The organism is Agromyces ramosus (genome assembly GCF_030817175.1).
In the GTDB taxonomy this organism is placed as follows: domain Bacteria; phylum Actinomycetota; class Actinomycetes; order Actinomycetales; family Microbacteriaceae; genus Agromyces; species Agromyces ramosus_A.
Window position 1 is genome coordinate 3,745,073 of the sequence record NZ_JAUSYY010000001.1, and the last position, 23,830, is coordinate 3,768,902.

Annotated in this window: 18 protein-coding genes and 2 tRNA genes; 14 read left to right on the plus strand and 6 right to left on the minus strand. The window is 67.7% G+C overall.

What is annotated here, in order from left to right:
- Positions 1-74 precede the first annotated feature (74 nt).
- Complete coding sequence (locus tag QFZ26_RS17580) at positions 75-2,228, minus strand: peptidase M6 (RefSeq protein WP_307044422.1); 2,154 nt, start codon at positions 2,226-2,228, stop codon at positions 75-77.
- 423 nt (positions 2,229-2,651) lie between these two features.
- On the opposite strand from QFZ26_RS17580, the gene QFZ26_RS17585 reads away from it, so the two are divergent.
- From QFZ26_RS17585 to QFZ26_RS17625, 9 genes are all read left to right on the plus strand, one after another.
- Positions 2,652-4,286, plus strand: coding sequence for an ABC transporter substrate-binding protein (locus QFZ26_RS17585; RefSeq protein ID WP_307044424.1), 1,635 nt, complete (start codon positions 2,652-2,654; stop codon positions 4,284-4,286).
- Between the two features lie 102 nt (positions 4,287-4,388).
- The gene (locus QFZ26_RS17590) at positions 4,389-5,474 is read left to right on the plus strand and encodes an ABC transporter permease (protein WP_373460738.1); all 1,086 of its coding nucleotides are present in this window, start codon (positions 4,389-4,391) and stop codon (positions 5,472-5,474) included.
- A 1-nt stretch (position 5,475) separates the two neighbouring features.
- Positions 5,476-6,549, plus strand: coding sequence for an ABC transporter permease (locus tag QFZ26_RS17595; RefSeq protein ID WP_307044426.1), 1,074 nt, complete (start codon positions 5,476-5,478; stop codon positions 6,547-6,549).
- Positions 6,546-8,234, plus strand: coding sequence for an ABC transporter ATP-binding protein (locus QFZ26_RS17600; protein ID WP_307044428.1), 1,689 nt, complete (start codon positions 6,546-6,548; stop codon positions 8,232-8,234). Before QFZ26_RS17595 ends, QFZ26_RS17600 begins: the two co-directional genes overlap by 4 nt.
- A 32-nt stretch (positions 8,235-8,266) precedes the next feature.
- Positions 8,267-9,091, plus strand: coding sequence for an ATP-binding cassette domain-containing protein (locus QFZ26_RS17605; protein WP_307044430.1), 825 nt, complete (start codon positions 8,267-8,269; stop codon positions 9,089-9,091).
- Complete coding sequence (locus tag QFZ26_RS17610; RefSeq protein WP_307044432.1) at positions 9,088-10,101, plus strand: D-isomer specific 2-hydroxyacid dehydrogenase family protein; 1,014 nt, start codon at positions 9,088-9,090, stop codon at positions 10,099-10,101. The genes QFZ26_RS17605 and QFZ26_RS17610 overlap by 4 nt, the downstream gene beginning before the upstream one ends.
- Before the next feature lie 92 nt (positions 10,102-10,193).
- Positions 10,194-10,266, plus strand: a tRNA-Asn gene (locus tag QFZ26_RS17615).
- Between the two features lie 107 nt (positions 10,267-10,373).
- Positions 10,374-11,084, plus strand: a complete 711-nt coding sequence (locus tag QFZ26_RS17620) for an AzlC family ABC transporter permease (RefSeq protein WP_307045143.1) — start codon at positions 10,374-10,376, stop codon at positions 11,082-11,084.
- The gene (locus tag QFZ26_RS17625) at positions 11,081-11,386 is read left to right on the plus strand and encodes an AzlD domain-containing protein (RefSeq protein WP_307044434.1); all 306 of its coding nucleotides are present in this window, start codon (positions 11,081-11,083) and stop codon (positions 11,384-11,386) included. Before QFZ26_RS17620 ends, QFZ26_RS17625 begins: the two co-directional genes overlap by 4 nt.
- A gap of 34 nt (positions 11,387-11,420) precedes the next feature.
- Here the strand turns inward: QFZ26_RS17625 and def are convergent, their stop codons facing one another.
- On the minus strand, positions 11,421-11,987 hold the full coding sequence (def, locus tag QFZ26_RS17630; RefSeq protein WP_307044436.1) for a peptide deformylase: 567 nt from the start codon (positions 11,985-11,987) through the stop codon (positions 11,421-11,423).
- Positions 11,988-12,028: 41 nt separating this feature from the next.
- Between def and QFZ26_RS17635 the strand changes: the two genes are divergently transcribed.
- From QFZ26_RS17635 to QFZ26_RS17645, 3 genes are all read left to right on the plus strand, one after another.
- Positions 12,029-12,946: a DMT family transporter gene (locus QFZ26_RS17635; protein WP_307044438.1), complete on the plus strand. Its 918-nt coding sequence runs from the start codon at positions 12,029-12,031 to the stop codon at positions 12,944-12,946.
- Positions 12,947-13,091: 145 nt separating this feature from the next.
- Complete coding sequence (locus tag QFZ26_RS17640) at positions 13,092-14,345, plus strand: glycosyltransferase (protein WP_307044440.1); 1,254 nt, start codon at positions 13,092-13,094, stop codon at positions 14,343-14,345.
- Between the two features lie 13 nt (positions 14,346-14,358).
- Positions 14,359-14,432: transfer RNA gene (locus QFZ26_RS17645), tRNA-Ile, on the plus strand.
- A gap of 33 nt (positions 14,433-14,465) precedes the next feature.
- Here QFZ26_RS17645 and QFZ26_RS18930 read toward each other — a convergent pair.
- The 3 genes from QFZ26_RS18930 to QFZ26_RS17655 form a co-directional block, all read right to left on the minus strand.
- Entirely contained in the window at positions 14,466-15,218 is a 753-nt protein-coding gene (locus QFZ26_RS18930) for an aldo/keto reductase (RefSeq protein WP_373460770.1), read from the minus strand.
- Positions 15,219-15,372: 154 nt separating this feature from the next.
- Complete coding sequence (locus tag QFZ26_RS17650; RefSeq protein WP_307044442.1) at positions 15,373-16,107, minus strand: SDR family NAD(P)-dependent oxidoreductase; 735 nt, start codon at positions 16,105-16,107, stop codon at positions 15,373-15,375.
- A gap of 2 nt (positions 16,108-16,109) precedes the next feature.
- The gene (locus tag QFZ26_RS17655) at positions 16,110-16,736 is read right to left on the minus strand and encodes an NADPH-dependent F420 reductase (protein WP_307044444.1); all 627 of its coding nucleotides are present in this window, start codon (positions 16,734-16,736) and stop codon (positions 16,110-16,112) included.
- Between the two features lie 230 nt (positions 16,737-16,966).
- On the opposite strand from QFZ26_RS17655, the gene QFZ26_RS17660 reads away from it, so the two are divergent.
- Both QFZ26_RS17660 and QFZ26_RS17665 read left to right on the plus strand, forming a co-directional pair.
- Positions 16,967-17,629 carry a TetR/AcrR family transcriptional regulator gene (locus QFZ26_RS17660; protein ID WP_307044446.1) on the plus strand — a complete coding sequence of 221 codons (663 nt, stop codon included), beginning with the start codon at positions 16,967-16,969 and terminating at the stop codon, positions 17,627-17,629.
- A gap of 552 nt (positions 17,630-18,181) precedes the next feature.
- Positions 18,182-22,849 carry a family 78 glycoside hydrolase catalytic domain gene (locus QFZ26_RS17665; RefSeq protein WP_307044448.1) on the plus strand — a complete coding sequence of 1,556 codons (4,668 nt, stop codon included), beginning with the start codon at positions 18,182-18,184 and terminating at the stop codon, positions 22,847-22,849.
- 408 nt (positions 22,850-23,257) lie between these two features.
- Here the strand turns inward: QFZ26_RS17665 and QFZ26_RS17670 are convergent, their stop codons facing one another.
- The gene (locus QFZ26_RS17670) at positions 23,258-23,830 is read right to left on the minus strand and encodes a YceI family protein (RefSeq protein ID WP_307044450.1); all 573 of its coding nucleotides are present in this window, start codon (positions 23,828-23,830) and stop codon (positions 23,258-23,260) included.

The following is a 23,830-nucleotide window of genomic DNA, read 5'->3' on the forward strand; positions in this document are numbered from 1 at the left end:
GATGCCCGACGCCGAACGGGGCGGCGCGGAACGGAGTGCTTCCCGTTCCGCGCGCCCCGGTCGGCGAGGTCGACTCAGCGGGCGTTGCCCGGTGCGTCGATCTCGCAGGTGAGCGTCTCGGTCGCCGACGGGTCGTTCTCCGACGTCGCGGTGATCGTGACGGTGGCATCCCGAGCGGCGTCGGCACCGCGTGATGCGTAGACCGGGACGGAGATCGTCTCGCCGGCCGTGGCCGTGACGATGCTGCTCGGCGTGTGCACCGACCAGCCGCGGCCCTCGATCGAGGTCGCGAGGCGATAGATGTCGCTGTTCGCCTTCGCATCCTCGACCGCACCGCCCGTGTTCGTCAGCGGAACGGCGCACTGCGCGATCGCGGTGCCGTTCGCCTGGGCCTGTCCATGCAGCGACGCGAGGTTGCCGTTCACGACGGCCTCGCCGAGGTCGACGCCACGGGCCTGCGGTCCGGCGCTCACCGTCGAACGCACGGCCACGTCGTAGGCGAGGATGCCCGCTTCGTCGCGCTGCACGTTCACGATGTAGAAGTGCAGACCGTTCGCGGTGTCGACGTACTCGAACTCCGAGCCGGAGTCATTGCCGGCGTGGAAGAGCGCATCGTTCAGCTGACGCTGGTCGCCGCGAGTGATCATGATCGGCGTTCCGTCGGGGCGGACGTAGTCGACCGTCGCGATGTCCTGGGGATTCGCGTCGATCGTCCAGATGAAGGGGTTGCGATCCTGGTTCTTCGTCTTCGCGATCATCACACCGTGGTCGGGCTGGAACGAGTCCGTGCCCATCCGGTCGATCACTTCGACGGTGTAGTTGTCGAAGGAACCGCCGTCGCAGTCGAACTTGGCCCGCCGGGTGCACGTGCCGGTCGAATCGTCGGCCGGAGCCGCGCCCGGCTTGTCGAACACCAGGTTGATGCCGGTGAGTTCACCGGGGCGCATCACCGCTCGTGAGACGACATTCGTGACGATCGAACCGAGCGAATCGAGTTCGCTCTCCTGGAGGTTCAGGTAGCTCGACTCGTCGATGATGCCGAGGTTGATGCGGTTGCGCAGCGCAACGCCCGAGGGCTGGGATCCGCCGGCGACCGACGGGACGCTCCATCGCTCGTGCGTGCCGCCCGGACCGTTGAACGTTCCTCTGGCCAGAATGTCGAACGGTCCGCTGGTGTCGCGGAGCGGCCCGCCATCGGCGGCTTCGGTACCGTACGGGTTTCCGTAGTTGTCCGAGATGCCGAGGATGTGCGAGAACTCGTGGGCATAGGTTCCCATGCCCGAGGACTCTGCCTGCGTCGAGTTGCCTGCCCGCCCGTTCGAGGCGAAGTTGGCGTTCGGCCAGTGGTTCACCGCAGCGGCCCACGAGGTCCATGGGATGTAGCGGGTCTTGGCCCAGTTCGCCATCGGCGCGCCGTTCTGGTCGAGCGCGATGCCGTTCTCGTCACGGGGCGGCCCGAAGTCGTCGGTGACGTCTTCGGGGTGCTCGAACAGCATCTGCCCGAACTCCTCCCACGTCGCCGACTCGTCGTGCCCGGCTGTGACGTAGAACACCTGGTCGAACTGGGTCAGGGGGTCGGCGCTGCCGATGTCCGCACCCCAAAGCGGGAGCGCGTCGGTGCGGATGTTCTTGTTGCAGGACAGGCCCTGCGGGCAGAAGGCCGCGTTCGGCTTGTTGAACGAGTCGTTGAGGCCGTATTCCTCGATGTTCCCCGGGAGCTGGTACGGGCCGAATGCCTCCATCTGCACACTGAGCCGGCCTCCTGACTGTTCCATCCAGTACTCGTTGATGGTTCGGCCGTGGTTCAGCTCGCTCGGCTTGTTGAGCAGGTCGAGGTAGAAACCGGGTACCTGTTCACGGTCGAGGCCGTTCGCGAGCCCGGAAGGATCGCCGAACGCGTGAGTGCCTTCAGGCTGGGTCACGAGGAACGGCTGGTTCTCGAAGTCGAGGAGCACGATGGCGCCGTTGAACTGCCGCTCAGAGCCCTCGACGTCATTCGCCCAGTCCGTACCTGGGACGCCGACGTAGTCGTCCCAGGTCATGTCGTCCATGTTCTCCCAGCTCTGCGAGTCCATCGGGCCGAGGACGGAAGGGTCGAACGCGTCGGGCGGCGCCGCCATCGCCGTGCTGTTCGAGACCGTCGCGAGCGCGATGACACCCGCGGCTGCGGCGACCGCGATGCCGGTGCGCCCCCTGCCGATCCGGCGTCGCTCCTTGAGACGTTTCACTGGGTCGTGTCGTTTCACTGCCAACCTCCCGATGGTGTGTGCGAGCGATGTGGCCCGCTCACCATCCTGTGCAGCGGTGTGGAGTCCCCCGTGAAGATGGTGTGCTGGCAGCCTCCCATCGAGACATCATCGAGCAACAGACATCCGGTGTCTTCGAAGAGTGGGGAGTTCCGATCGGTATTGTTCGGAATTGTTGAACAATTACGGTCCGATAACGTTGGGTTCCCGCTTCAGGTGGCCGTGCTACCTCTTGAAGTGTCTCCCGCAACCGCGCGGCGGGGCGCCTCCAACCCTCGTAACTGTGGGTGGAGAATGAGCAACCCGGTTCGTCCCGCGCGCGGGGCTCGAACGGGCCGGTCTCACACAGCTCGGCAACAGCCTTCCAAAGGTCATGCCGATATCCACAGGAAGAGGTAGACGGATATGACATCCGCATCCAAGAACGGCCGTCGCGGCATCGCCGCGCTGGCTGGTCTCTCGGTCGCAGCCCTCGCTCTCGCAGGCTGCTCGGCCGGTGGCGAAACGGGCGACGACGCCTCGGGCGACTCGATCACCATCGGCACCACCGACAAGGTCACGACGCTCGACCCGGCCGGCTCGTACGACAACGGTTCGCTCGCCGTGCAGACGCAGGTCTTCCCGTACCTGCTGAACACCGACTACCAGAGCACCGACGTGGTTCCCGACCTCGCAGAGTCGGCCGAGTTCACCTCGCCCACCGAGTACACGGTGAAGCTTCCCGCAGGCCTCAAGTGGGCGAACGGCAACGAACTGACCTCGTCCGACGTCAAGTTCTCGTTCGATCGCAACATCGCGATCGCCGACCCGAACGGCGCGTCGAGCCTGCTGTACAACCTCGACAGCGTCGAGGCGCCCGACGACACCACGGTCGTCTTCCACCTGAAGGCGGAGAACGACCAGGTCTTCCCGCTCATCCTGACGAGCTTCCCGGGCGCCATCGTCGACGACGAGGTGTTCGCCGCCGACGAGCTCACCCCCGATGCCGACATCGTCGAGGCGAACGCGTTCGCCGGTCCGTACGTCATCACGAGCTACGACTTCAACAACCTCGTGTCGTTCAAGGCCAACCCCGACTACAAGGGACTGCTGCCTGCCGCCAAGACCGAGACGGTCAACCTCAAGTACTACGCCGAGTCCTCGAACCTGAAGCTCGACGTGCAGGAGGGCAACATCGACGTCGCGTACCGGAGCCTCTCCGCGACCGACATCGAAGACCTCAAGGGCAACGACAACGTCAACGTGGTCGAGGGCCCCGGTGGCGAGATCCGCTACATCGTCTTCAACTTCGACACCCAGCCCTATGGCGCCAAGACCCCCGAGGCCGACCCGGCCAAGGCGCTCGCGGTTCGCCAGGCCGTCGCCGACCTCATCGACCGCCAGGAGCTGTCGGACCAGGTCTACAAGGGCACCTACACGCCCCTGTACTCCTACGTTCCCGCGGGTCTCGCCGGTGCGATCGAGCCCCTGCAGGAACTGTACGGTGACGGCAATGGTGGTCCTGACGCAGACAAGGCGGCCGACCGGCTCGCAGCTGCCGGCGTCACCACACCGGTCGAGCTGAACCTGCAGTACTCGAACGACCACTACGGCCCCTCCTCGGCCGACGAGTACGCGCTGATCAAGGACCAGCTGGAGTCCACCGGGCTGTTCACGGTGAACCTGCAGACCACCGAGTGGGTGCAGTACTCCGAGGACCGTACGGCCGACGTGTACCCCGCCTACCAGCTCGGTTGGTTCCCCGACTACTCCGACGCCGACAACTACATCACGCCGTTCTTCCTGATCGAGAACTTCCTCTCGAACCACTACGTGAACCAGGAAGTGAACGACCTGATCATCGAGCAGGCGTCGACGCTCGACCCGGCCGCCCGCACCGCCCTCATCGAGGAGATCCAGCAGAAGGTGGCGGCCGACCTGTCGACCGTGCCGTACCTGCAGGGCGCACAGGTTGCGGTCACCGGCAACGACGTCACCGGCGCCGACGACACGCTCGACGCGTCGTTCAAGTTCCGGTACGCAGCGCTGGCGAAGGGCTGAGCCGCCTGAACAACGGCTAGAGTCACTTCTACGCAAGGAACGGGTGGCCCGCTCTCCGGAGCGGGTCACCCGCATTTCGAGCCTTCACCCGATTGGCGAACATTGACCTCAACGACGACGCCCGCCGCCGGAGCGCCCCCACGTAGTACACGATCGACCAAGACGCCGGGTGGCGGCCTCGGGCGGTACATCCTGGTGCGAGCGCTCCTGATCATCCCGACGATCTTCATCCTCGTCACGCTCGTGTTCGTGCTGATGCGCACGACCGGTGACCCCATCACCGCCAAGCTCGGCGGCCAAGTGACCGCAGACGAGCTGCAGGAGCGCATCCACGCCGCCGGCTATGACCGACCCGTGATCGTGCAGTACCTGGAGTACCTCGGCGGGATCTTCACCGGCAACTTCGGCACGACGCTCAACAACCGCCCGGTCACCGAGGTGCTGCTGACCTACGGCACCGCGACGCTCGAGCTCGTGTTCTACTCGCTCATCGTCGCCTTCCTGATCGGCATCCCGTTCGGTCTCGTGGCCGCGTACTTCCGCGACAAGGGCCAAGACGCCGTGCTGCGCGTCTTCGCCATCCTCTGCTACGCCACGCCGGTGTTCTTCGCGGGCCTCCTGCTGAAGCTCGTGTTCGCAGTGTGGCTCAAGGTGCTGCCCGTCGCCGGACGAGCCTCGACCGGAGCGCAGATCCAGATGGAGCTGCTTCCGAACGAGACGGGGCTGTACACAATCGACGCCATCATGACGGGAAGCCCGGCCGTACTCGGCGACGTGCTCGCCCATGCGGTGCTCCCGTCGATCGCGCTCGGCCTGCTCACCGCCGGTGTGTTCCTTCGACTCGTGCGCACGAACGTCATCGGCACGCTCTCCACCGACTACGTCGACGCGGCACGATCACGAGGGGTCAGCGAGTTCCGCCTTGTGCGCAAGCACGCCTATCGTCCGGCGCTGATCCCGATCATCACCGTGATCGGCCTGCAGATCGCGCTGCTGCTCGGCGGTGCCGTGCTGACCGAGACGACGTTCGAGTGGAACGGGCTCGGCTTCCAGCTCTCCGAGTACCTCCAGGCCCGCGACTTCGTCGCGGTGCAGGGCATCGTCGCCCTGCTCGCCGTGATCGTCGCGCTCACCAACTTCGTCGTCGACATCATCGCGGCGCTCATCGACCCCAGGGTGAGGTACTGACATGACGACCGACACCGCCGCACGGCCCCCGAAGCGGCTCCTCCGCGACCGCCTTCCCGTCGTCCACCAGCTGCGGCAGAGCGTCGGGTTGCAGCGAGGGATGCTCGTAACCGGACTCGTGCTCACCGCGCTCTTCGTCTTCATCGCCATCTTCGCCCCCCTCATCGCACCGTATGGCTTCGCCCAGCTCCGCGACCTCGAGGGTCCGTTCGGCAGCCAGCAACCCCCGTCGTCGGCTCACCCCTTCGGCACGACCGTCGGCGGCTACGACGTGCTGTCGCGAACGATCTGGGGTGCGCAGACCGCGATCCTCGTGATCGTCGTCGCCGTGCTGCTCTCGATCTTCGCGGGCGTGTTCCTCGGTCTCGTTTCGGGATATTTCGGCGGATGGCTCGACCGCGTGCTCGTCGTCATCTGCGACGCGATCTACGCCTTCCCGTCGCTGCTGCTCGCGATCGTCATGGCGATCGTGATCTCGGGCGGCCAGTCGAGCCTCTGGGGCGGCGTGCTGGCCGCCGCGATCTCGATCACGGTCGTCTTCATCCCGCAGTACTTCCGTGTCATCCGAGCAGAGACCGTGCGCATCAAGGCCGAGGCGTTCGTGGAGTCCGCGAGGGTGCTCGGCGCGTCGAACGGCCGCATCATGTTCCGCCACGTGCTCCGGAACGCCACGCGGACCCTGCCGCTCATCTTCACGCTGAACTCGTCCGAGGCGATCCTCACACTCGCCGGGCTCGGCTTCCTGGGCTTCGGCATCGAGCCGACTGCCGGAGCGGAGTGGGGATACGACCTCAACAAGGCCCTCTCCGACGTCTCCAGCGGGATCTGGTGGACGGCGCTGTACCCCGGACTCGCGATCGTGCTCGTGGTGCTCGGCATCACGCTCGTGGGCGAGAGCCTCAACGACCTCGCCGACCCGCGCCTGCGCGGACGCCGTCGCGTTGCGCAGTCCGCGGGCGTCGTAGCTGAGACCTCGGTCGTGCCGGGCGGCACGCTCACCGCCGGGCCGGGCGGACTCGCCGGCCTCGAAGACGGCGAATCATTCGACGAGCACGGGATCGAGGTCAGGCGATGAGCACGGTGGTCGACATCAAGGGCCTGGGGATCTCGTTCTCCACGGACGCCGGGGCGGTCAAGGCGGTCGACGGCGTCTCGCTCTCCGTCGAGCGCGGTGAGGTGCTGGCGATCGTCGGTGAATCCGGCAGCGGCAAGACCGTCACCGCGAAGGCCATCCTCGGCCTCTTGCCCGAGACCGCGACCGCGAGCGGCGCGGTGATCCTCTCGAACAAGGCCGGCACCTCGACGCACGACGTGGTGTCGATCCCGAAGCGCGAGCTGCGCGGCCTCCGCGGCACCGACGTCGCGATGATCTTCCAGGAACCGTCGACGGCGCTGAATCCCGTGTACACCGTCGGGTGGCAGATCATCGAGGGTCTCCGCGCCCACACCGACATCTCGAAGAAGGACGCCCGGGCGAAGGCGATCGAGATCCTCGGCCGGGTCGGCATCCCCGACCCCGAGTCGCGGATCGATCACTACCCGCACCAGTTCTCGGGCGGCCAGAAGCAGCGTGTGGTCATCGCGATGGCGCTCGTGCTCGACCCGGGGCTCATCGTCGCCGACGAGCCGACGACGGCGCTCGACGTCACGGTCCAAGCCGAGATCCTCGACCTCCTGCGTCGCTGTCGCGACGAATTCGGCATGGGCATCGTGCTCATCACCCACAACATGGGAGTCGTCGCCGACCTCGCCGACCGGGTCGCGGTGATGTACCAGGGCAAGGTCGTGGAAGAGGCAGACGCGGAGACGCTCTTCGCCTCACCGCAGGCCGAATACACGAAGGCCCTGCTCGCCGCGGTGCCGTACGTCGGCACCGGCACCGCGAGCGCCGTGGCGCGCGTGGAGGCGCGCTCGGCCGACTGGTTGGAACAGCCGCCCGTCGTCGAGGCATCCGGGCTCGAGATCGTCTACCCGGGTCGATTCGGTCGCCCTGGGTTCCGGGCCGTCGACGGCGTGGACTTCGTCATTCGTCCGGGCGAGGTACTCGGCCTCGTCGGCGAATCCGGGTCGGGCAAGACCACGATCGGACGTGCGATCGCCGGGCTGACCAAGGTGTCGGGCGGTTCCCTCCGGGTGCTCGACCACGAGATGAACGGGATTCGCGAGCGTCAGTTCCGGCCCGCGCGCAGCCGCCTCGGGTTCGTGTTCCAAGACCCCGCGTCGAGCTTCAACCCGCTGCTCACGATCGCCGAGTGCGTCGCCGAGCCCCTCATCATCGACCGGCGTGCCGAGAACGCAGCAGGGGCCAGGCAACGCGTCGACGAGCTGCTCGAGGCCGTGCAGCTTCCGCGTGCCTACGGCGACCGCTATCCGCATGAGCTGAGCGGCGGCCAGCGCCAGCGCGCGAGCCTTGCGCGTGCGCTCGCCCTCGAGCCCGAGCTGCTCATCGCCGACGAACCGACCTCGGCGCTCGACGTCTCGGTGCAGGCGCGGGTGCTCGAGCTGTTCGCCGAGCTCCAGCGCGAGTTCGGCTTCGCCTGCCTCTTCATCAGCCACGACCTGGCCGTCGTCGACATCCTCGCCGACCGCATCGCGGTGATGTACCGCGGCCAGCTCGTCGAGGAGGGGACCGGTGCCGAGGTGCTGGGCGCTCCGTCCGACCCGTACACCCAACGGCTGCTCGCCTCGCTGCCGGTGCCCGATCCGGTCGCGCAGGCCGAACGCCGAGAGGAACTTCGCCGACTTCGGGAGGCGGGTTGATGGGCGCCGCCGCGCACGGCTTTCCAATTCGATTGAGCGACCTTTCGCTCGAGTACCCGGCGCACGGCCCGAGCCCCGCGCACGTGGCACTGCGCGGCCTCACGCTCACGGTGGCTCCCGGAGAGGTGCTGGGGGTGCTCGGCAGCGCGGGCAGCGGCAAGAGCACGCTCGCGAAGGTGCTGTCGGGTGCGGCGTTCGAGCCGCGATCGGGCGAGGTGCAGCCGGTGATCACGGGGGGCGACGCGAACGTGCTCGGGTATGCGTTGCGGGGGATTCCGAAGCGGAAGGTGCCCGAGTACCGCTTCCATGTCGGCTACCTCCAGCAGGACGCCGCATCCACCCTGCCGGCCGACCGGACGATCGCGGAGATCATCGGCGAGCCGATCCTCGAGCGCGACCGCCGGTACAACGCGAAGGCGCTCGCGACGCGCGTCGCGACGATGCTCGACTCCGTGCGGCTTCCGCTCGGCATGCTCGAGCAGTACCCCTACGAGCTGAGTGGCGGGCAGCGGCAGCGAGTGGCGGTCGCGCGAGCGCTCGTGCTGGGGCCATCGGTGCTGATCGCCGACGAGCCGACGGCCGGCATCGACCTCACGGTGCGCGACGCGGTCGCGCAGCTCATCGGCGAGCTTCGCGCGCATCACGCGTTCTCAGCGATCATCATCAGCCACGACCTGCCCGTGCTGCGGAGCACCGTCGATCGCATCGCCGTGCTCGACCGCGGTGAGCTCGCCGCGATCGGCACGATCGATGAGGTCTTCGACGACCCGCGCCACCCGTACGTGATGGCACTGGCGGGCGCGCTCGACGCGGGCCATGCCGTGACCGACGATCTCGAGCCGGACTTTCCGGCGTGACCGATGCCGCCGAGCCGGCGCCGCGTCCACGACACCGACCCGTCGTGGCCGACGAGCCCGGCGACATCGAGCCGGCGTCGGTGACGCCGGGTCCGATCGCGGTCGTCCCGACAGCGGAGCCCCCACTCGTGGCCGCCGTGCAGCGCGAGGGCGGAACGGTGGCGCCGCTCTCCGCGTCGACCCGCGGCATCGTGTGGACGGCGGCATCCGGTGCCGACTCCCTCGGCCGATTGCTGCACGACCACCCCCACGTCTCGTGGGTGCAGCTGCCGTGGGCAGGAGTCGACGCCTTCGCCGACCTGTTGGCGTCGGCTCGCGACGACGGGCGCGTCTGGACGAGTGCGAAGGGCGCCTATGCGCAGCCCGTCGCCGAGCACGCCCTCATGCTGGCCCTCTCGCTCGCCCGCGTGTTGCCGCGGCGTGTGGCGGCACACACCTGGGAGGCCGACGAGGTCGGACGCACGCTCTATGGCGCCGAGGTCGTCATCGTCGGTGCGGGTGGCATCGCGGTGGAGGTCCTTCGGCTGCTCGAGCCGTTCGGCGTGCACGCGACCGTCGTGCGACGGCGCGCGATGCCGGTTGCCGGCGCCTCCCGCACGGTGACCGTCGCCGAGCTCGGCTCCGTACTCGCGAGCGCCGAGGTGCTGTTCGTCGCCGCGGCGCTGACGCGCGGGTCTCGAGGGCTCATCGGTCGCGCCGAGCTGGAGCGCATGCCGCGCGGGGCATTGCTCGTGAACGTGGCTCGTGGCGGCCTCGTCGACTCCGAGGCCCTGCTCGACGCGCTCGAGACCGGCCGGATCGGCGGTGCCGGGCTCGACGTGACCGATCCCGAGCCGCTGCCCGACGGGCACCCGCTCTGGACGGCGCCGAACTGCATCGTCACGCCGCACGTGGCCGATACCCACGCGATGACCGTGCCCCTGTATGCCGAGCGAATCGCCCGCAACACCCGAGCGTTCCTCGGCGATGGGCGCTTCGAGGGCCGCATCGACCTCGCCGCCGGGTACTGACGCGAGCCAGGCGGCGCGCGGCCCGGCCAGCGGCGGCCGTGAATTGGGAGTCGGGGCATCCCTTTGCTAGAGTATCGATGCTGAACAAGCGATCCTCCATAGCTCAATTGGCAGAGCAATCGGCTGTTAACCGATAGGTTCTTGGTTCGAGTCCAAGTGGGGGAGCGTACAGGGCCGTCCGGGCGACCGGGCGGCCCTTCGTCGACTCGGGAGGAATCGTGCACGAGCGTCCGGATGCCGCGCCGGCCGGCGCATCCGATCCCGAGCGTGGCGTGGCCGACGCCGTCGCCGACCCGGCCACGCAGTCGGGCCGCGCGGTGCGCGACAGCCTCGCGGTCGGCCTCGCGACCGCCGTCTACGGGATCTCATTCGGGGCACTGGCAGTGGCGGCCGGCCTCGACGTGTGGCAGACCTGCTTCCTGAGCCTCGTGATGTTCACCGGCGGCTCGCAGTTCGCGCTCGTCGGCGTGCTCGCGAGCGGCGGCGCGGCGGCCGGCGGCGCGGCCATCGCGACCGCGGCGATGCTCGGCATCCGAAATGTCGTCTACGGCATGCGCATGAAGCCGATCGTCGATGACGGCCGGGCTTGGCGCCGCATCGCAGCCGCCTGGATCACGATCGACGAGTCGACCGCGGTCGCGCTCGCGCAATCGAGCGATCGGGCCGCACGCGTCGGCTTCTGGGTGACGGGTCTGGTCATCTTCGCCGGGTGGAACCTCATGACGCTCGCTGGTGCGCTCATCGGCGACGCGCTCGGCGACACGAGTGCGTGGGGACTGGATGCCGCGGCCGCAGCTGCATTCCTGGGGCTCCTGTGGCCCCGCCTGAAGCGGTTCCAGGCCGGCGCCGTGGCGGTCGCCGCTGCGCTCCTCGCGACGCTCACGACACCGGTGCTGATGCCGGGGCTGCCGGTGCTCGTCGCCGCGCTCGTCGCGATCGTCGTCGGCTGGTTCGACCTCGGCGGTAGGCGGACTGCAGCATGACGACCTGGCACATCATCCTCATCGCCTCGGCGGCGACCCTCGCGCTGAAGCTGGCCGGCCACCTGGTGCCGGCGGGCTTCCTCGAGCGCGAACGCCCGGCCCGCATCGCCGACCTGCTGACGGTGGCGCTGCTCGCCGCACTCATCGCCGTGCAGACGCTCGGCGTCGGCCAGGCGATCGTCGTCGACGCGCGGGTGCCTGCCGTGATCGTCGCAGCGGCGCTCTACGCCCTGCGGGTGCCGTTCGTCATCGTGGTGGCGGTGGCCGCCGCCGTCGCCGCCGGAATCCGCGCCCTGGTCTGAGCGAACACGAGCCGGGACATCCGCTCGGCGTGCCTCACCCCTCGAGGTCGTCGACGCCCGGCATCCACTGCTCGCCAGGCTTGCCCCAGCCGACCTTGCGGTTGATCTTCGCCACGATGCGCTGGTCGCGATGGCTCAGCCGGTCGAGGTAGAGGATGCCGTCGAGGTGGTCGTACTCGTGCTGGAAGATGCGAGCGAGCCATCCCTCGGCCTCGATCTCGAACCGCTCGCCGGCAAGGTCGGTCGCCCGAAGGATCGCACGTTCTGCGCGGCGCAGGCCGAAGCGCTCGCCGGGGTACGAGAGGCACCCCTCGGACTCCTCGTCGAGATCGGGGTCGCCCGGCGGCGGAGGCGAGATCCACAGCTCGGGGTTGATCGCGACGCCGCGCCACCGCGTGCCCTGCTCGTCGACCCAGCCATAGGTGAAGACGCGAAGCGGTACCCCGATCTGGGGAGCCGCGAGTCCGACGCCCGGCGCGGCATCCATCGTCTCGTAGAGGTCGCGCACGAGACCCCGGATCTCGTCGTCGATCGCCTCGACGGGGGAGGCGGGGGAGTGGAGCACCGGGTCGCCGGTGATGCGAATGGGGAGCACGGCCATTCGCCAAGGATATCCATGAGGCAACAGGTAGGGTCGAGGACGTGGAACCGGACCTGAGCGAGCTCACCGAGCAGATCGCCCTCGACCCCTCTCAGTTCATCGGCATCCCGCTGGCGCTCATCGGCGCAGTATTTCTGTCGCTCGGTGCGCAATTCCAGCATCGCGGTGTCGTGAAGGTCGAGGCGTACACCGCCGACACGTTGGGCAAGGGGCTGAATCCCAAGCAGCTTGGGCTGCTGCTTGCGCGGCCATCCTGGGTCGTCGGCACCCTCATGCTCGGCTTGGCGATTCTCTTCCAGCTCGGCAGCCTCTACTTCTCGCCGCTCATCGTCGTGCAGCCGCTCGGCGCGATCGCGCTCGTGATCACGTCGATCGTCAACTCGCGAGTGAACCACGTACAGTTGAACCACAAGTCGATCATCGCGATCGTCATGTGCGTCGGCGGCGTGTTCCTCTTCGTCGGCGTTGCGGCGTTCACCGCCGTCAACAAGCCGGTCACCGACCGGCAGCTCATCACGATTCTCATCGTCCTGGCCGTCGTGCTCGCCGCGGCAGGCCTCGCGTTCGCCCTGTTCCGCCTGCACATCCGCGCGATCTTCTACGTCATCATGGCGGGCGTGCTCTACGGCTTCGTCGCGACCCTCGCGAAGGTCGTGCTCGTCCGCCTGCAGCAGGGCGAGTTCGACTGGCTCACCACCGTCTGCGTGGTGGCGCTGCTCCTGGCCACCGCGCTCGGAGCCTACTTCGTGCAGAACGCCTATGCGTCGGGCCCGCCCGACCTCGTCATCGCGGGCCTCACCGTCGTCGATCCGATGGTCGCGGTCGCGATCGGCATCGTCGTGCTCGGCGAGGCGTCGCAGGCGCCGCCGTGGGCGATCGGCGTGTTCATCCTCTCTGGCGTGATCGCCATGTGGGGCGTGTTCCAGCTCGCTCGAAACCACCCGCAGACGCGCCTCTGATCCGAGCCGACCGGCCTGTGCAGTACGGCCATCGCGGTCGCGCTGCGTAGACTATCGTCGGATTCAGCTCGCGCGCCAACCCTGTGTCGCGGCACCCGCGAGGGCCGACCGCCCCGACTCCCCGAACTGTGAGGACCAACTCCACGTGGCTGACAATACCGGTGCGTCATCCGCCGGCACCGACCATACGACCGGGGAGCGACCGCTCCGCATCCTGATCGGAGCCGACACCTTCGCTCCCGACGTCAACGGAGCCGCCCGCTTCGCCGAACGCCTCGCGGCCGGCATGGTCGAGCGCGGTCATGAGGTGCACGTCATGGCGCCCGCCGCGAGCCGCAAGCACGGCACCTGGAAAGAGGTGCACGAGGGCCAGGAGATCACCGCGCATCGCCTCAACTCCTGGCGCTGGTACCCGCACGACTGGCTGCGCTTCGCCCTGCCGTGGCGCATCAAGCAGAACAGCGCTCGGGTGCTCGACGCGGTGAAGCCCGACGTGGTGCACTTCCAGTCCCACATCATCGTGGGTCGCGGACTCTCGGTCGAGGCGCAGAAGCGAAGCATCCGCATCATCGGCACCAATCACTTCATGCCCGAGAACATGCTCGAGTTCACGTTGCTGCCCAAGGGCTGGCAGGAGTGGGCCGTGGGGCTGGCCTGGAAGGCGGCGGGCCGTACCTTCGGCCGTGCCGAGTCCGTCACCACTCCCACGCGCAGGGCGGCGCAGTTCCTTGAGAAGCACACGGGTCTCACCGGCGTGCACGCGATCTCGTGCGGTGTCGACGCCCACAAGTACTCGCCGAACTGGGCACCGCGCACCGAGAACCGCATCCTCTTCGTCGGGCGCGTCACCGGCGAGAAGCAGATCGACGTGCTGCTGCGCGCCATCACGCTTCTGCCCGCCGAGCTCGATGCGAAGGTCGAGATCGTCGGCGGCGGCGACCAGAAACGCAATCTCGAGCACCTCGCCCACGATCTCGGCATCGCCGACCGTGTCACGTTCACCGGCTACGTCACCGACGACGAGCTGCGAGACGCCTACCACCGGGCCTCAGTGCTCGCGATGCCGTCGATCGCGGAGCTGCAGAGCATCGTGACGATGGAGGCCATGGCCTCGGCGCTGCCGGTCGTCGCGGCGAACGCGATGGCGCTTCCGCACCTCGTGCACGACGGCGAGAACGGATACCTGTTCGAGCCGAGCAACCCCGAAGATCTCGCAGCCAAGCTCCGCACGGTGCTCGAGGCCACACCCGAGCAGTACCGCACGCTGAAAGAGGGCTCGATCCGCCTCATCGCCGCGCACGACATACAGCGCACGCTCTCGACGTTCGAGAGCCTGTATCGTGGAAAACCGGTGACCGATCCGGTCACCGACGTCGCGCCGGTCACTCTTCCTGAGTGAGCCGACGCCGCGCGGGGCGGTAGCTCAGCCGGTCAGAGCAGTGGACTCATAATCCATCGGTCACGGGTTCAAGTCCCGTCCGCCCTACGGTGAAATCGTTTTGATCAGCATTTCTTGCCTTCATTGAAAGGCAGAGACTTGACTGACTCTCCGTTTATTCACCACAAATGCGCGCGTGATCGCGTGCTCGCAGAACGCTGCACGAAGGTGCTCGGCCGGTTTCGACTTGCTTCGGCTGATCTGGAATCGCGGGTTCCGGGCCATTGCTCCGTCTCGTTCCGGTGGGCTCCTCCACGCACCTGTGGTGTATGGACACGCAGCGATTCGCAGGGTTCGGTCTCGAACCCGTGCTGACCACAAGCGAGCTCGCCGAGTACCTCGGCGTGCACGTACAGGCGATCTACGACCTGCGCGAGTCGGTCGAGAGATCCGGTTCCGCATCTCCGATGTCCTGCGCTTCGTCGCGACGAATAGATCTGCGCGCAACTCGGCTGGAATTGTTCGCAGGAACTCACCAAGGCGTTCCTGGCTGAGCCCATACGCAGGTGCGGTGTCAAAGAAGCGGATGCCAAGATCGACAGCGCCGGCCAGGAGAGCGGCCACGTGTACGCTCTGCTCGACCGTCGAGGCCGGGAGCAGGTTGTACGCCTGGAACACGAATCCCACGTGCTTTCGCCGGAACTTCGCGAGCTTGTTGGGCCGCATCCGCGAGATATCGGTGTCGCCAATCCAAACGGAGCCGCTCGTTGGAGTATCCAGGCCCGCCGCGGTGTGTAGGAACGTGCTCTTTCCCGACCCGGATGGTCCATGATGGCAGTGAACGACCCACGCGCCAGGCTGAGATCGATGCCGCGCAGGGCGTTCACTGCCGATGGGCCAGTGCCGTTATTCTTGACGACCGCCTCGAGCCGCACGGCCTGACCCGTGGCCTGCTTCGCCGCGCGTGCGTCGATGGCGGTGGCCGTGTTGCCCAAGCCGAGGTTGCTGGTCATGATGCGGATCAGTTGGTCGTGGGGTCTTGCTGGCGTCAGATCACGGTGGTGCCGCCGTCGGCGACGAGCTCCATGCCATTGACGTAGCTCGAGTCGTTCGAGGCGAGGAACAATGCGACCGAGGCGATCTCCTCAGGGCGCCCCATCTCTCGCCGGGGGATCACGGACTCGAACATCGCCTTCATCTCGCCGCTCAGAGCGTCGCCCATCATCGGCGTGGCAACCTGGCCGGGGGTCAGCACGTTCACCCGAATCTTTCTGTCCCTCAACTCGGCCACCCACACCCGTGCATAGGCGGGCAGCACCGCCTTGCTCGCGGCGTACACACTCCAATCGGGGTAGCCCCGGAGCGAAGCGTTCGACCCGGTCATGAAGATCGAGCCTCCGTCGTTGAACAGCGGCAGCGCCTTCTGAACGGTGAACAGCGTGCCGCGCGCGTTCAGCGAGAACGCGGCATCGAACTGCTCCTCGGTGATCTCACCGAGCCTGCCCTGCTCGCCGCCTCCGGCGCTCGTCCACAACACGTCGATTGAGCCCTTCTCCTGCTCGACCGTCTCGAACAGTCGGTCGAGATCAGCGAGGTCGGCCGAATCGGCCTGCACACCGGTGACGTTCCGGCCGATCAGCTTCACAGCTTCATCCACGGCGTCCTTCCGTCGACCGGTGATGAAGACGTGAGCGCCCTCATCAACGAACAATTTCGCGCCGGCCAACGCCATCCCGCTGGTCGCGCCGGTGATCACCGCGACCTTGCCATCGAGTTTTCCCACGATTACTCCTGTCCTCCGAGGTTGATGCCGAGGGAGAAGTTGATCCCCAGGCCGTTGCGGGCCAGGCCCATCTCCAGCAGGCCCGCGCCCTCCAACCAGTGCGCCATGCTCAAGTCACCCGTGTCCCTGGGGCGAAGTCCCAGGCTCGTGATGAACGCAGACACCCTCGCCTTGGCCCGCGTGTCGTCACCGGCCATGAACACATCCACCGGGTCGCCCGCGGCCAGGATGTCGCGGAAGAGGGTGTTGAACGCCTTCACGACGTGGGTGCTTGCGTGGGCGGCCTCGGCGACTAGCTTTGCGTTGGACGATTCATGAGGCACCGCCAGCCCGGTGGCGCCGGCGTTGAAGGGGTTCGTGATGTCGACGACGATCTTGTTGGCCAGCGCCTCCCCGTACTCGCGAACGACAGGCACGGCACCTCCGGCTAGCACGGCGAGGATGACGATGTCGCCCGTCGGGGTGGCGCCCCAGATTCCTGCCGTGGCTCCCTTGCCGAGCGCCCGGACCAGGGCCCCGGCCTTGTCCGCGTCTCGACTTGTGACCTCGACGGTGTTGCCTCCCTTGAGGGCCAGGGCGCCGATGGCGCTGGCCATGTTGCCCGAGCCGATGATGCTGATGCTGCTCATGACGTGCTCCTTCGTGGTGTTATATCGGTTGGCCGTGAGGTACTCGCTGGCGGTCGAGTGCAGCCTCAAGCTGAGGCACCCCTCCGGTTATTGGGTTGAACCGGAGGGGTGCCTCATCTATTCCAGACAACGGTGTGAATTCGACAGAAGGCTTTCCGCCCTTGACGTTGGTACGGCGCTTCTGAGCCAGAACCGGAGGGTACCCTCGGATTCCGAGGTAAATTGGCTAGGTGAGCATCAACGACGTTGAGCGGAAGCGGGCGCCCCGGCGCCGAGACGCCCAGGAGCGCCATGACAGGCTCATCGCCGCGGCACAGCGCGAGTTCGCCGCCCGAGGCGTGGATGCCTCCTTGGAAAGGATCGCTCGCGACGCCGACGTCGCCATCGGGACCCTGTATCGCCACTTCCCGACCCGCCTGGACCTACTCCTGGCCGCCCTCGAGCCTCGACTCCGGGAGTTCGCCGACGGGTCCGAGAAGGCCCTGGAGATCGACGATCCGTGGGAAGGATTCGTCTCCTACCTGGAGAACCTGTTTCGCGTGCAGGCGGGAGACCGAGGTTTCAACGACTTCCTCTCCCGCCGCTTCCCCGGTAGCGCTGACACCGAGCGCATCCACGACGAGATGTGCCGACAGATCGACGACGTGCTCACCCGGGCCCAAAAAGTGGGTGCGGCGCGCCCCGACATCACGCTGGCCGACATCGTCAACCTCATCTGGTCCAACGGGCGAATGATCGACGCCACCAGCACCACCGCGCCCAACGCATGGCGGCGGCACCTCTACCTCATGCTCGACGCCTACCGGGCTCAGCGGGCACATCCGATCCCCGAGCCGCCGATGACGGAAAAGCAACTCTACGACGCCATGGTCCACCTCAGCACGGCGGACTAGATGGCCGTCCGCAAGCACCTATGGCACACCCGGCGGAGGTGCTGCCCATCCACTGCGGCCTCAGGCTTCGAAACATCGCCCAGTTGCCAGAACTTACCGTTGACGACCTGAAATGCGCCCTGGGCGAGCCGCGAGTCATTCCCCGGAGACTTAAGCGCCCCAAATTCCGAACCCCGGACGTCAAACACCGATCTCCGGGGAGAATGATTTGTCACGTAGCGCGCGGCTTTGGCGCGAGCGTGCTCCGAGGCCGATGAAACGATGCTGCTCATGATGAGTGCTCTCTCTAAGGTTGAATCGACTCTCCGCGGTGGAGGCAGACTGGCTCGTGGAGCCTCGATGCGGCGCATATAACGTTTCACATTCCGCGGATGCCGCGACAGCCATGACCCGGGCGCGACTCCGCCCAATCATCCGGCAATCCGGCACATGCTGCGCCACATCTGGGATCGGGTTCTGAAATTTAGGGGTTGCTCGCGACGCGCGGTGTGGATAGGCTCCGAGCGAGCCAATATGAAACGGTTCAATTGAACGTCAAGGGAGACGCCTGTGATGTCTTGGAGTATCCGCGAGCTCTCACGGCGCACGGTCGTGCCGGCGCTGGCCGCACTGCTCGCCGTCTCACTCGCCGGCACCGGCACCGACACGGTCGCGTTCGCCGAAGTCGAGAGCGGCGAGGTCGCGGTCGGGACGCTGGCCGTGAACCACCTCGAGGACGCGATCGGCATCCCGACGTCGCCGCCGGTCTTCTCCTGGCAGCTCGAGGGGCGCGAACGCGGCATCGTGCAGTCGGCGCGGCAGATCCAGGTCGCGACGTCGGCCGATGGATTCGACGACCCCGACGTGTGGGACAGCGGCCGGGTGGAGGGCCGCGACTCGGTGAACGTGTCCTACGACGGCGAGGCGCTGGAGGCGCAGACGGAGTACCACTGGCGGGTGCGGGCGTGGGACGGCGCCGGGTCGCCAACCGAGTGGAGCGAGCCGAGCCGCTTCGAGACCGCGCTGGCGGCCGACGCCGCCACGGCCGAGGCGTGGGACGCGGAGTGGATCGGCGGCCCACCCCACGGCACGCTCGGGGTCGAGTGGAGCGATTACACGCTCCGCATGCGCACGAGCAATATCACCGAGGCGCTCGGGATCGTCTTCTACGCCGACTCCACCGTCAGCAACACGTACATGTGGCAGCTGTCGGCGCGGGGCGAACCCACCCTGCGTCCGCACAGCCGGGTCAACGGCAGCTGGGCGCTGCTCGGCGAGGTCCCGATCCCGGGCGAAGCGCTGCCCGGCGGCTTCGCGGGTGAGCACGAGATCACGATCGAGCTCGCGGATGACACGGCGACCACGAGCATCGACGGCCGCGTCATCGACACCCGGCCCATCCCGCTGCGTTCCTCGGGCACGCTCGGGTTCAGGTCGGCGCAGGGCGAGTCGGGCGACGTCGAGGAGTTGACGGTCACCCGGGATGACGAGACGCTCTTCCACACGGACTTCTCCGATGGTGTGAACCCCTTCGCGATCGGCAATGTCAGCGACGGGCGCCTGAGGGTCTCGGGCGTGATCGAGAACGGCGTGTTCACGAGCGAGGACCGGCCGCTTCCGCTCGTCCGCAAGGACTTCGACATCGACAAGCCGATCAGCTCTGCGCGGCTCTACTCGACGGCGCTCGGCGTCTACACCGCCGAGATCAACGGCGCACGTGTCGGCGATCACGAGCTGGCGCCCGGCTGGACCGACTACAGCCAGCTGGTGCAATACCAGGTCTACGACGTCACCGAGCTGTTGCAGCAGGGCCCGAACACGATCGGGGTGAAGCTCGGCACCGGATGGTACGCCGGGCACCTCGCCTGGGTCGGACCGAACCGCTACGGCACCGACCCGGCGTTCCTCGGCCGGCTCGAGATCACCCACGACGACGGGACGACCTCGGTCGTCACATCCGACGGCTCCTGGGCAACCACGCCGGGGCCCATCGTCGACGCCGACATCCTGATGGGTGAGACCTACGACTTCCGTCGTGAGGTCCCCGGGTGGAGCGAACCCGGTTCCGCGAGCGGGTGGTCTGCCGCCAACGTGTTCACCCCCGCCGTCGGCGAGCTGCAGGCCCAGACGGATCCGCCGGTCCGGGTCACCGAGGAACGACCCGTCGAAGCGGTGACCACGCCGACCGACGGCGTCACGATCTACGACCTCGGCCAGAACATGGTCGGATGGGTCCGCGCCCGGCTGACCGGCGCACCCGGCGACGTGCTGACGATCCGCCACGGCGAGGTCCTGAACCCCGACGGCACCCTCTACACCGCCAACCTGCGCAGCGCGCGGGCCACCGAGAAGGTCACGCTCGGCAGCGACGGCACCGTCGAGTACAGCCCGAGTTTCGTCTTCCACGGGTTCCGGTACGTCGAGATCACCGGCCTCGCCTCGCCGCCCGCGGCAGAGGACCTCACCGGCATCGTGGTCGGTACCGACAACCGGCGGACTTCGACCTTCGACACCTCCGACCCGATGCTGAACCAGTTGCAGTCGAATATCGTCTGGGGCGTGCGGGGCAACTTCCTCTCGGTGCCGACCGACACGCCGGCCCGCGACGAGCGGCTGGGCTACTCGGGCGACCTGAACGTCATCGTCGACACCGCGACGTTCAACCACGACGCGTACGCATTCCTCACCAAGTGGCTCCGCGACATGCGGCTCCGGCAGGCTCCGAACGGGGCGCTCCCGGGCGTCGCACCCGGCACCGAGCCGGGCGTCGGCGAGAGCAACGTCTCCGCCGGGTGGGGCGACGCGGCCGTCACCGTCACCCACGCCCTGTGGAAGCAGTACGGCGACACCCAGGTCATCGACGACAACTGGCAGATGATGAACGACCTACTCGGCTTCTGGACGTCCGTCGCGCAATCCGGCATCGTGCCCGAAGGGCACGGCATCGGCGACTGGCTGAACCTCGACGACCCGACCTCCAACTCGCTGATCGCCACCGCGTACTACGCCCACGACGCGGACCTGCTGAGTGAGATGGCACGGGCCACCGGGCGCGACGAGGAGGCGGATTCGCTCAGCGCGCTGTTCGACGAGATCCGCGCCGCCTTCGCCGCCCGGTTCATCGCCGCCGACGGCACCATCGACACCGGCTCGCAGGCGGCATACACGATGTCGGTCGGGATGGGCCTCGTGCCCCAGGACCGCATGGTCGCCGTCGGCGATCGGCTAGTCGAGGCCATCGAGGCCCGTGACTGGCACCTGTCCACGGGATTCCTCGGCACGCCGCACCTGCTGCCGGCGCTCTCAGCGGTCGGACGCGACGACATCGCCTACCGGCTGCTGCTCGAGAAGGAGTACCCGTCATGGCTGTACGAGCTCACGATGGGCGCGACGACGACCTGGGAGCGGTGGGACTCCATCCGGCCCGACGGCTCGTTCCAGGACCCGGGCATGAACTCCTTCAATCACTACGCATACGGCGCGGTCGGCGAGTGGATGTACTCCTCGATCGCCGGCATCACGGCGACCGGGCCCGGATACTCGACCTTCGACGTCGCACCGCGGCCCGGTGGCGGGCTGACCCACGCCGACGTGAGCCACGAGTCCCCCTACGGCGAGGTCCGGTCGTCGTGGAAGCAGCAATCCGGCCACGAGCTCAGCCTCGACGTGACCGTTCCGGCGAACACCACCGCGCTCGTCCACGTCCCCGCAGTCAGTAAGCACGCCGTGCTCGAAGGCGGCGTCGCCGCACACGAGGCGACGGGCGTCGAGTTCGTGCGGATGGAGGACGGAGCCGCGGTCTTCGAAGTCGGTTCGGGTACGTACGCGTTCGAGTCGGATGACGTTCGCGGCCACATCGGCGAGGCGGCGGATGCTGCCGCCTCCGTCCACCGCAACGTCGCCGACCTCGTCGATTCGGGCGACGTGGACCGCAAGCTCGGCAAACGTCTGCTGACGCAGGCGTCCGCGCTCCTCCGCGCCGTCAACTCGAGTCGCGCACACACCGACGACGGCGCGACGGCGGAGGCACTCGACGCAGCGAGGACGGCCGCGGCCACGTCGGCGAAGCTCACGAAGCTGATCGAGGCCACGGCCGCCGACGGCTCGATGGCCACGGGCGACGCCGAGGCACTACTCGCGTCCCTTCACCGGGTCGATGCGGCGCTGTCGGCGATGACGACGCTGCTCCTCGGCGTGTCCGTGTCGCTGGCGTTCGCCGAGGCCGAAGTGGTTCCCGGTTCCACCGCCATCCTGGAGGCGACGATCATCAACACCGGCGACTCGAGCCTGAGTCGTCCGGCCCTGACGCTCGACCTGCCGGCGGGCTGGTCGGCAACACCCGGATCCACCCCGCAGACCGTGGACCCCGGCGCATCGGCGGTGGTACCGCTGATCGTCTCGATCGGCGCCGACGAGCCGATCGCCGACGACGTGGCGCTCGCCGGAGCGGTGACGTACCGCCGGGGCCAGGCCACGATCACCATCCCGGTGACGACGGTGGTCAACGTGGTGTCCCCGGTCGAGATCGTCTCGGTGCAGGCCGATCCGGCGGTGCTCGCGCATGCCGGCGACTCGACGACGGTCACGGTCACGATCCGCAACCGTCGCGCCGCGGCACCGCTGGCCGGCTCCGTGCGGTTCACGGCGCCCGACGGCTGGCGCCTCGATCCGGCGACTGCGCCGTACGCCCTCGCAGCGGGAGCCGAGGGGAGCGTCAGCACTTCAGTGACGGCTCCCGCCGGCGCCGAACTGCCGTCCGGAACCGTCGGGGTCACCGCCGTGTACGGCGACGCCGAGACGCCGGGAGACCACGACCAGGTGCGCGTCACCTCGGAGATGAGGGCGTGGAACTTCGAGACCCCGGGCGACACCGAGGGCTGGGCACCGACGGGCCAGCTCACCGGCTTCACCGTCGCCGACGGTGCACTTCATGCGACATCCACCGGCGGCGATCCGAACATGACCTTCATGGGATCGATGTTCCTGGATGCCTCGGCAGGAGCCGTGGTGGAGATCACGATGACGTCGTCGATCCTGACCCAGGCGCAGCTCTTCTGGGGCACGGCCGCTCAGCCGGGCGCCGCCGAGAGCCGGAGCATCAGGCTCAAGGTCGAGGCGGGCGGGCCGTACGTGTACCGGGTGAGCATCCCGCCGCAGGGCAGTCCACTCACCACGTTGCGGTTCGACCCGCTCACCGCCCCCGGCGATATCCGGATCGAGAGCATCCGGGTGCTCCGCTAGACGTACCGTCTCGGCGAGACTTCCGACGCTGGGGCGATCAATCGGCCGAGATTCTCCATTCGGAGCGTCGATGTTTCCTCGCAGAGGCGTACCCTCGGTTGGCATTTCCGGTGCGGCGGCTGCTCGACGAGGTCATGGTCGGAGGCGACTTCGAGGCGCTTCCGGAACTCGTGGCACCGGAAGAGGTGGAGCCGATGCGGCGCTGGATTGAACCGTTCCGGCGATCCTTTCCGGATATTCACATGAGCTCAGAGCAGGCACTCTTGGTCGCGCGCCTTGCCCGACGCGTCGAAGCGGTGCTCCGGCTCGGCGAAGGCTGCCGAGCCGATGACACCGCGGTTCGCGGATGGCTCCTCCCGCGGCCGGTGTCGCACGACGCGCCGGGCCGGCGATCTGCGCGACCCGGCCTCAGGCGGCCTGCTGTGCGTCGCTCTCGCGCTTGATCGCCGAGATCTCGAACTCGAGCGTGATCTTCTCCGAGACGAGCCAACCGCCCGAGTCGAGCGCCATGTTCCACTCGAGTCCGTATTCACGGCGGTCGATGCGCCGAGTGCCCTCGAATCCGGCACGCAATGCGCCGACAGCGTCGGTCTCCACGCCGGTGAACTCGATCGGGATGGTGATCGGTTTCGTGATGTCGCGAATCGTCAGGTCGCCCGAGACCACGAGGGCGTTGTCGCCGACTTCCTCGATCCTCGTGCTCTTGAAGACGATGTCGGGCCACTTCTCCGCATTGAAGAAGTCGGCGCTGCGCAAGTGGTCGTCGCGTTGCGTGTTGCGGGTGTCGACACTGGCGACCTTGAGCACGATTTCGGCGGTCGACTTGGTCGTGTCCTCGAAATCGACGTGCAGGCTGCCGGTTACGTCGTTAAAGGCACCGCGAACATTCGCCACCATGGCGTGTTTGGCCGAGAAGCCGATGCGAGTGTGGGAGGGGTCGAGGTCCCAGTCGCCGCTCAGGTGTGGTCGGTTGTCGGTCAT

Excerpts from the sequence above, each read along its gene's own strand:
- QFZ26_RS17595 (WP_307044426.1), top strand. The coding sequence starts at position 5,476 with ATGACGACCGACACCGCCGCACGGCCCCCGAAGCGGCTCCTCCGCGAC.
- QFZ26_RS17585 (WP_307044424.1), top strand. The coding sequence starts at position 2,652 with ATGACATCCGCATCCAAGAACGGCCGTCGCGGCATCGCCGCGCTGGCT.
- QFZ26_RS17665 (WP_307044448.1), top strand. The coding sequence starts at position 18,182 with ATGTCTTGGAGTATCCGCGAGCTCTCACGGCGCACGGTCGTGCCGGCG.
- QFZ26_RS17625 (WP_307044434.1), top strand. The coding sequence starts at position 11,081 with ATGACGACCTGGCACATCATCCTCATCGCCTCGGCGGCGACCCTCGCG.
- QFZ26_RS17670 (WP_307044450.1), bottom strand. The coding sequence starts at position 23,830 with ATGACCGACAACCGACCACACCTGAGCGGCGACTGGGACCTCGACCCC.
- def (WP_307044436.1), bottom strand. The coding sequence starts at position 11,987 with ATGGCCGTGCTCCCCATTCGCATCACCGGCGACCCGGTGCTCCACTCC.
- QFZ26_RS17655 (WP_307044444.1), bottom strand. The coding sequence starts at position 16,736 with ATGAGCAGCATCAGCATCATCGGCTCGGGCAACATGGCCAGCGCCATC.
- QFZ26_RS17600 (WP_307044428.1), top strand. The coding sequence starts at position 6,546 with ATGAGCACGGTGGTCGACATCAAGGGCCTGGGGATCTCGTTCTCCACG.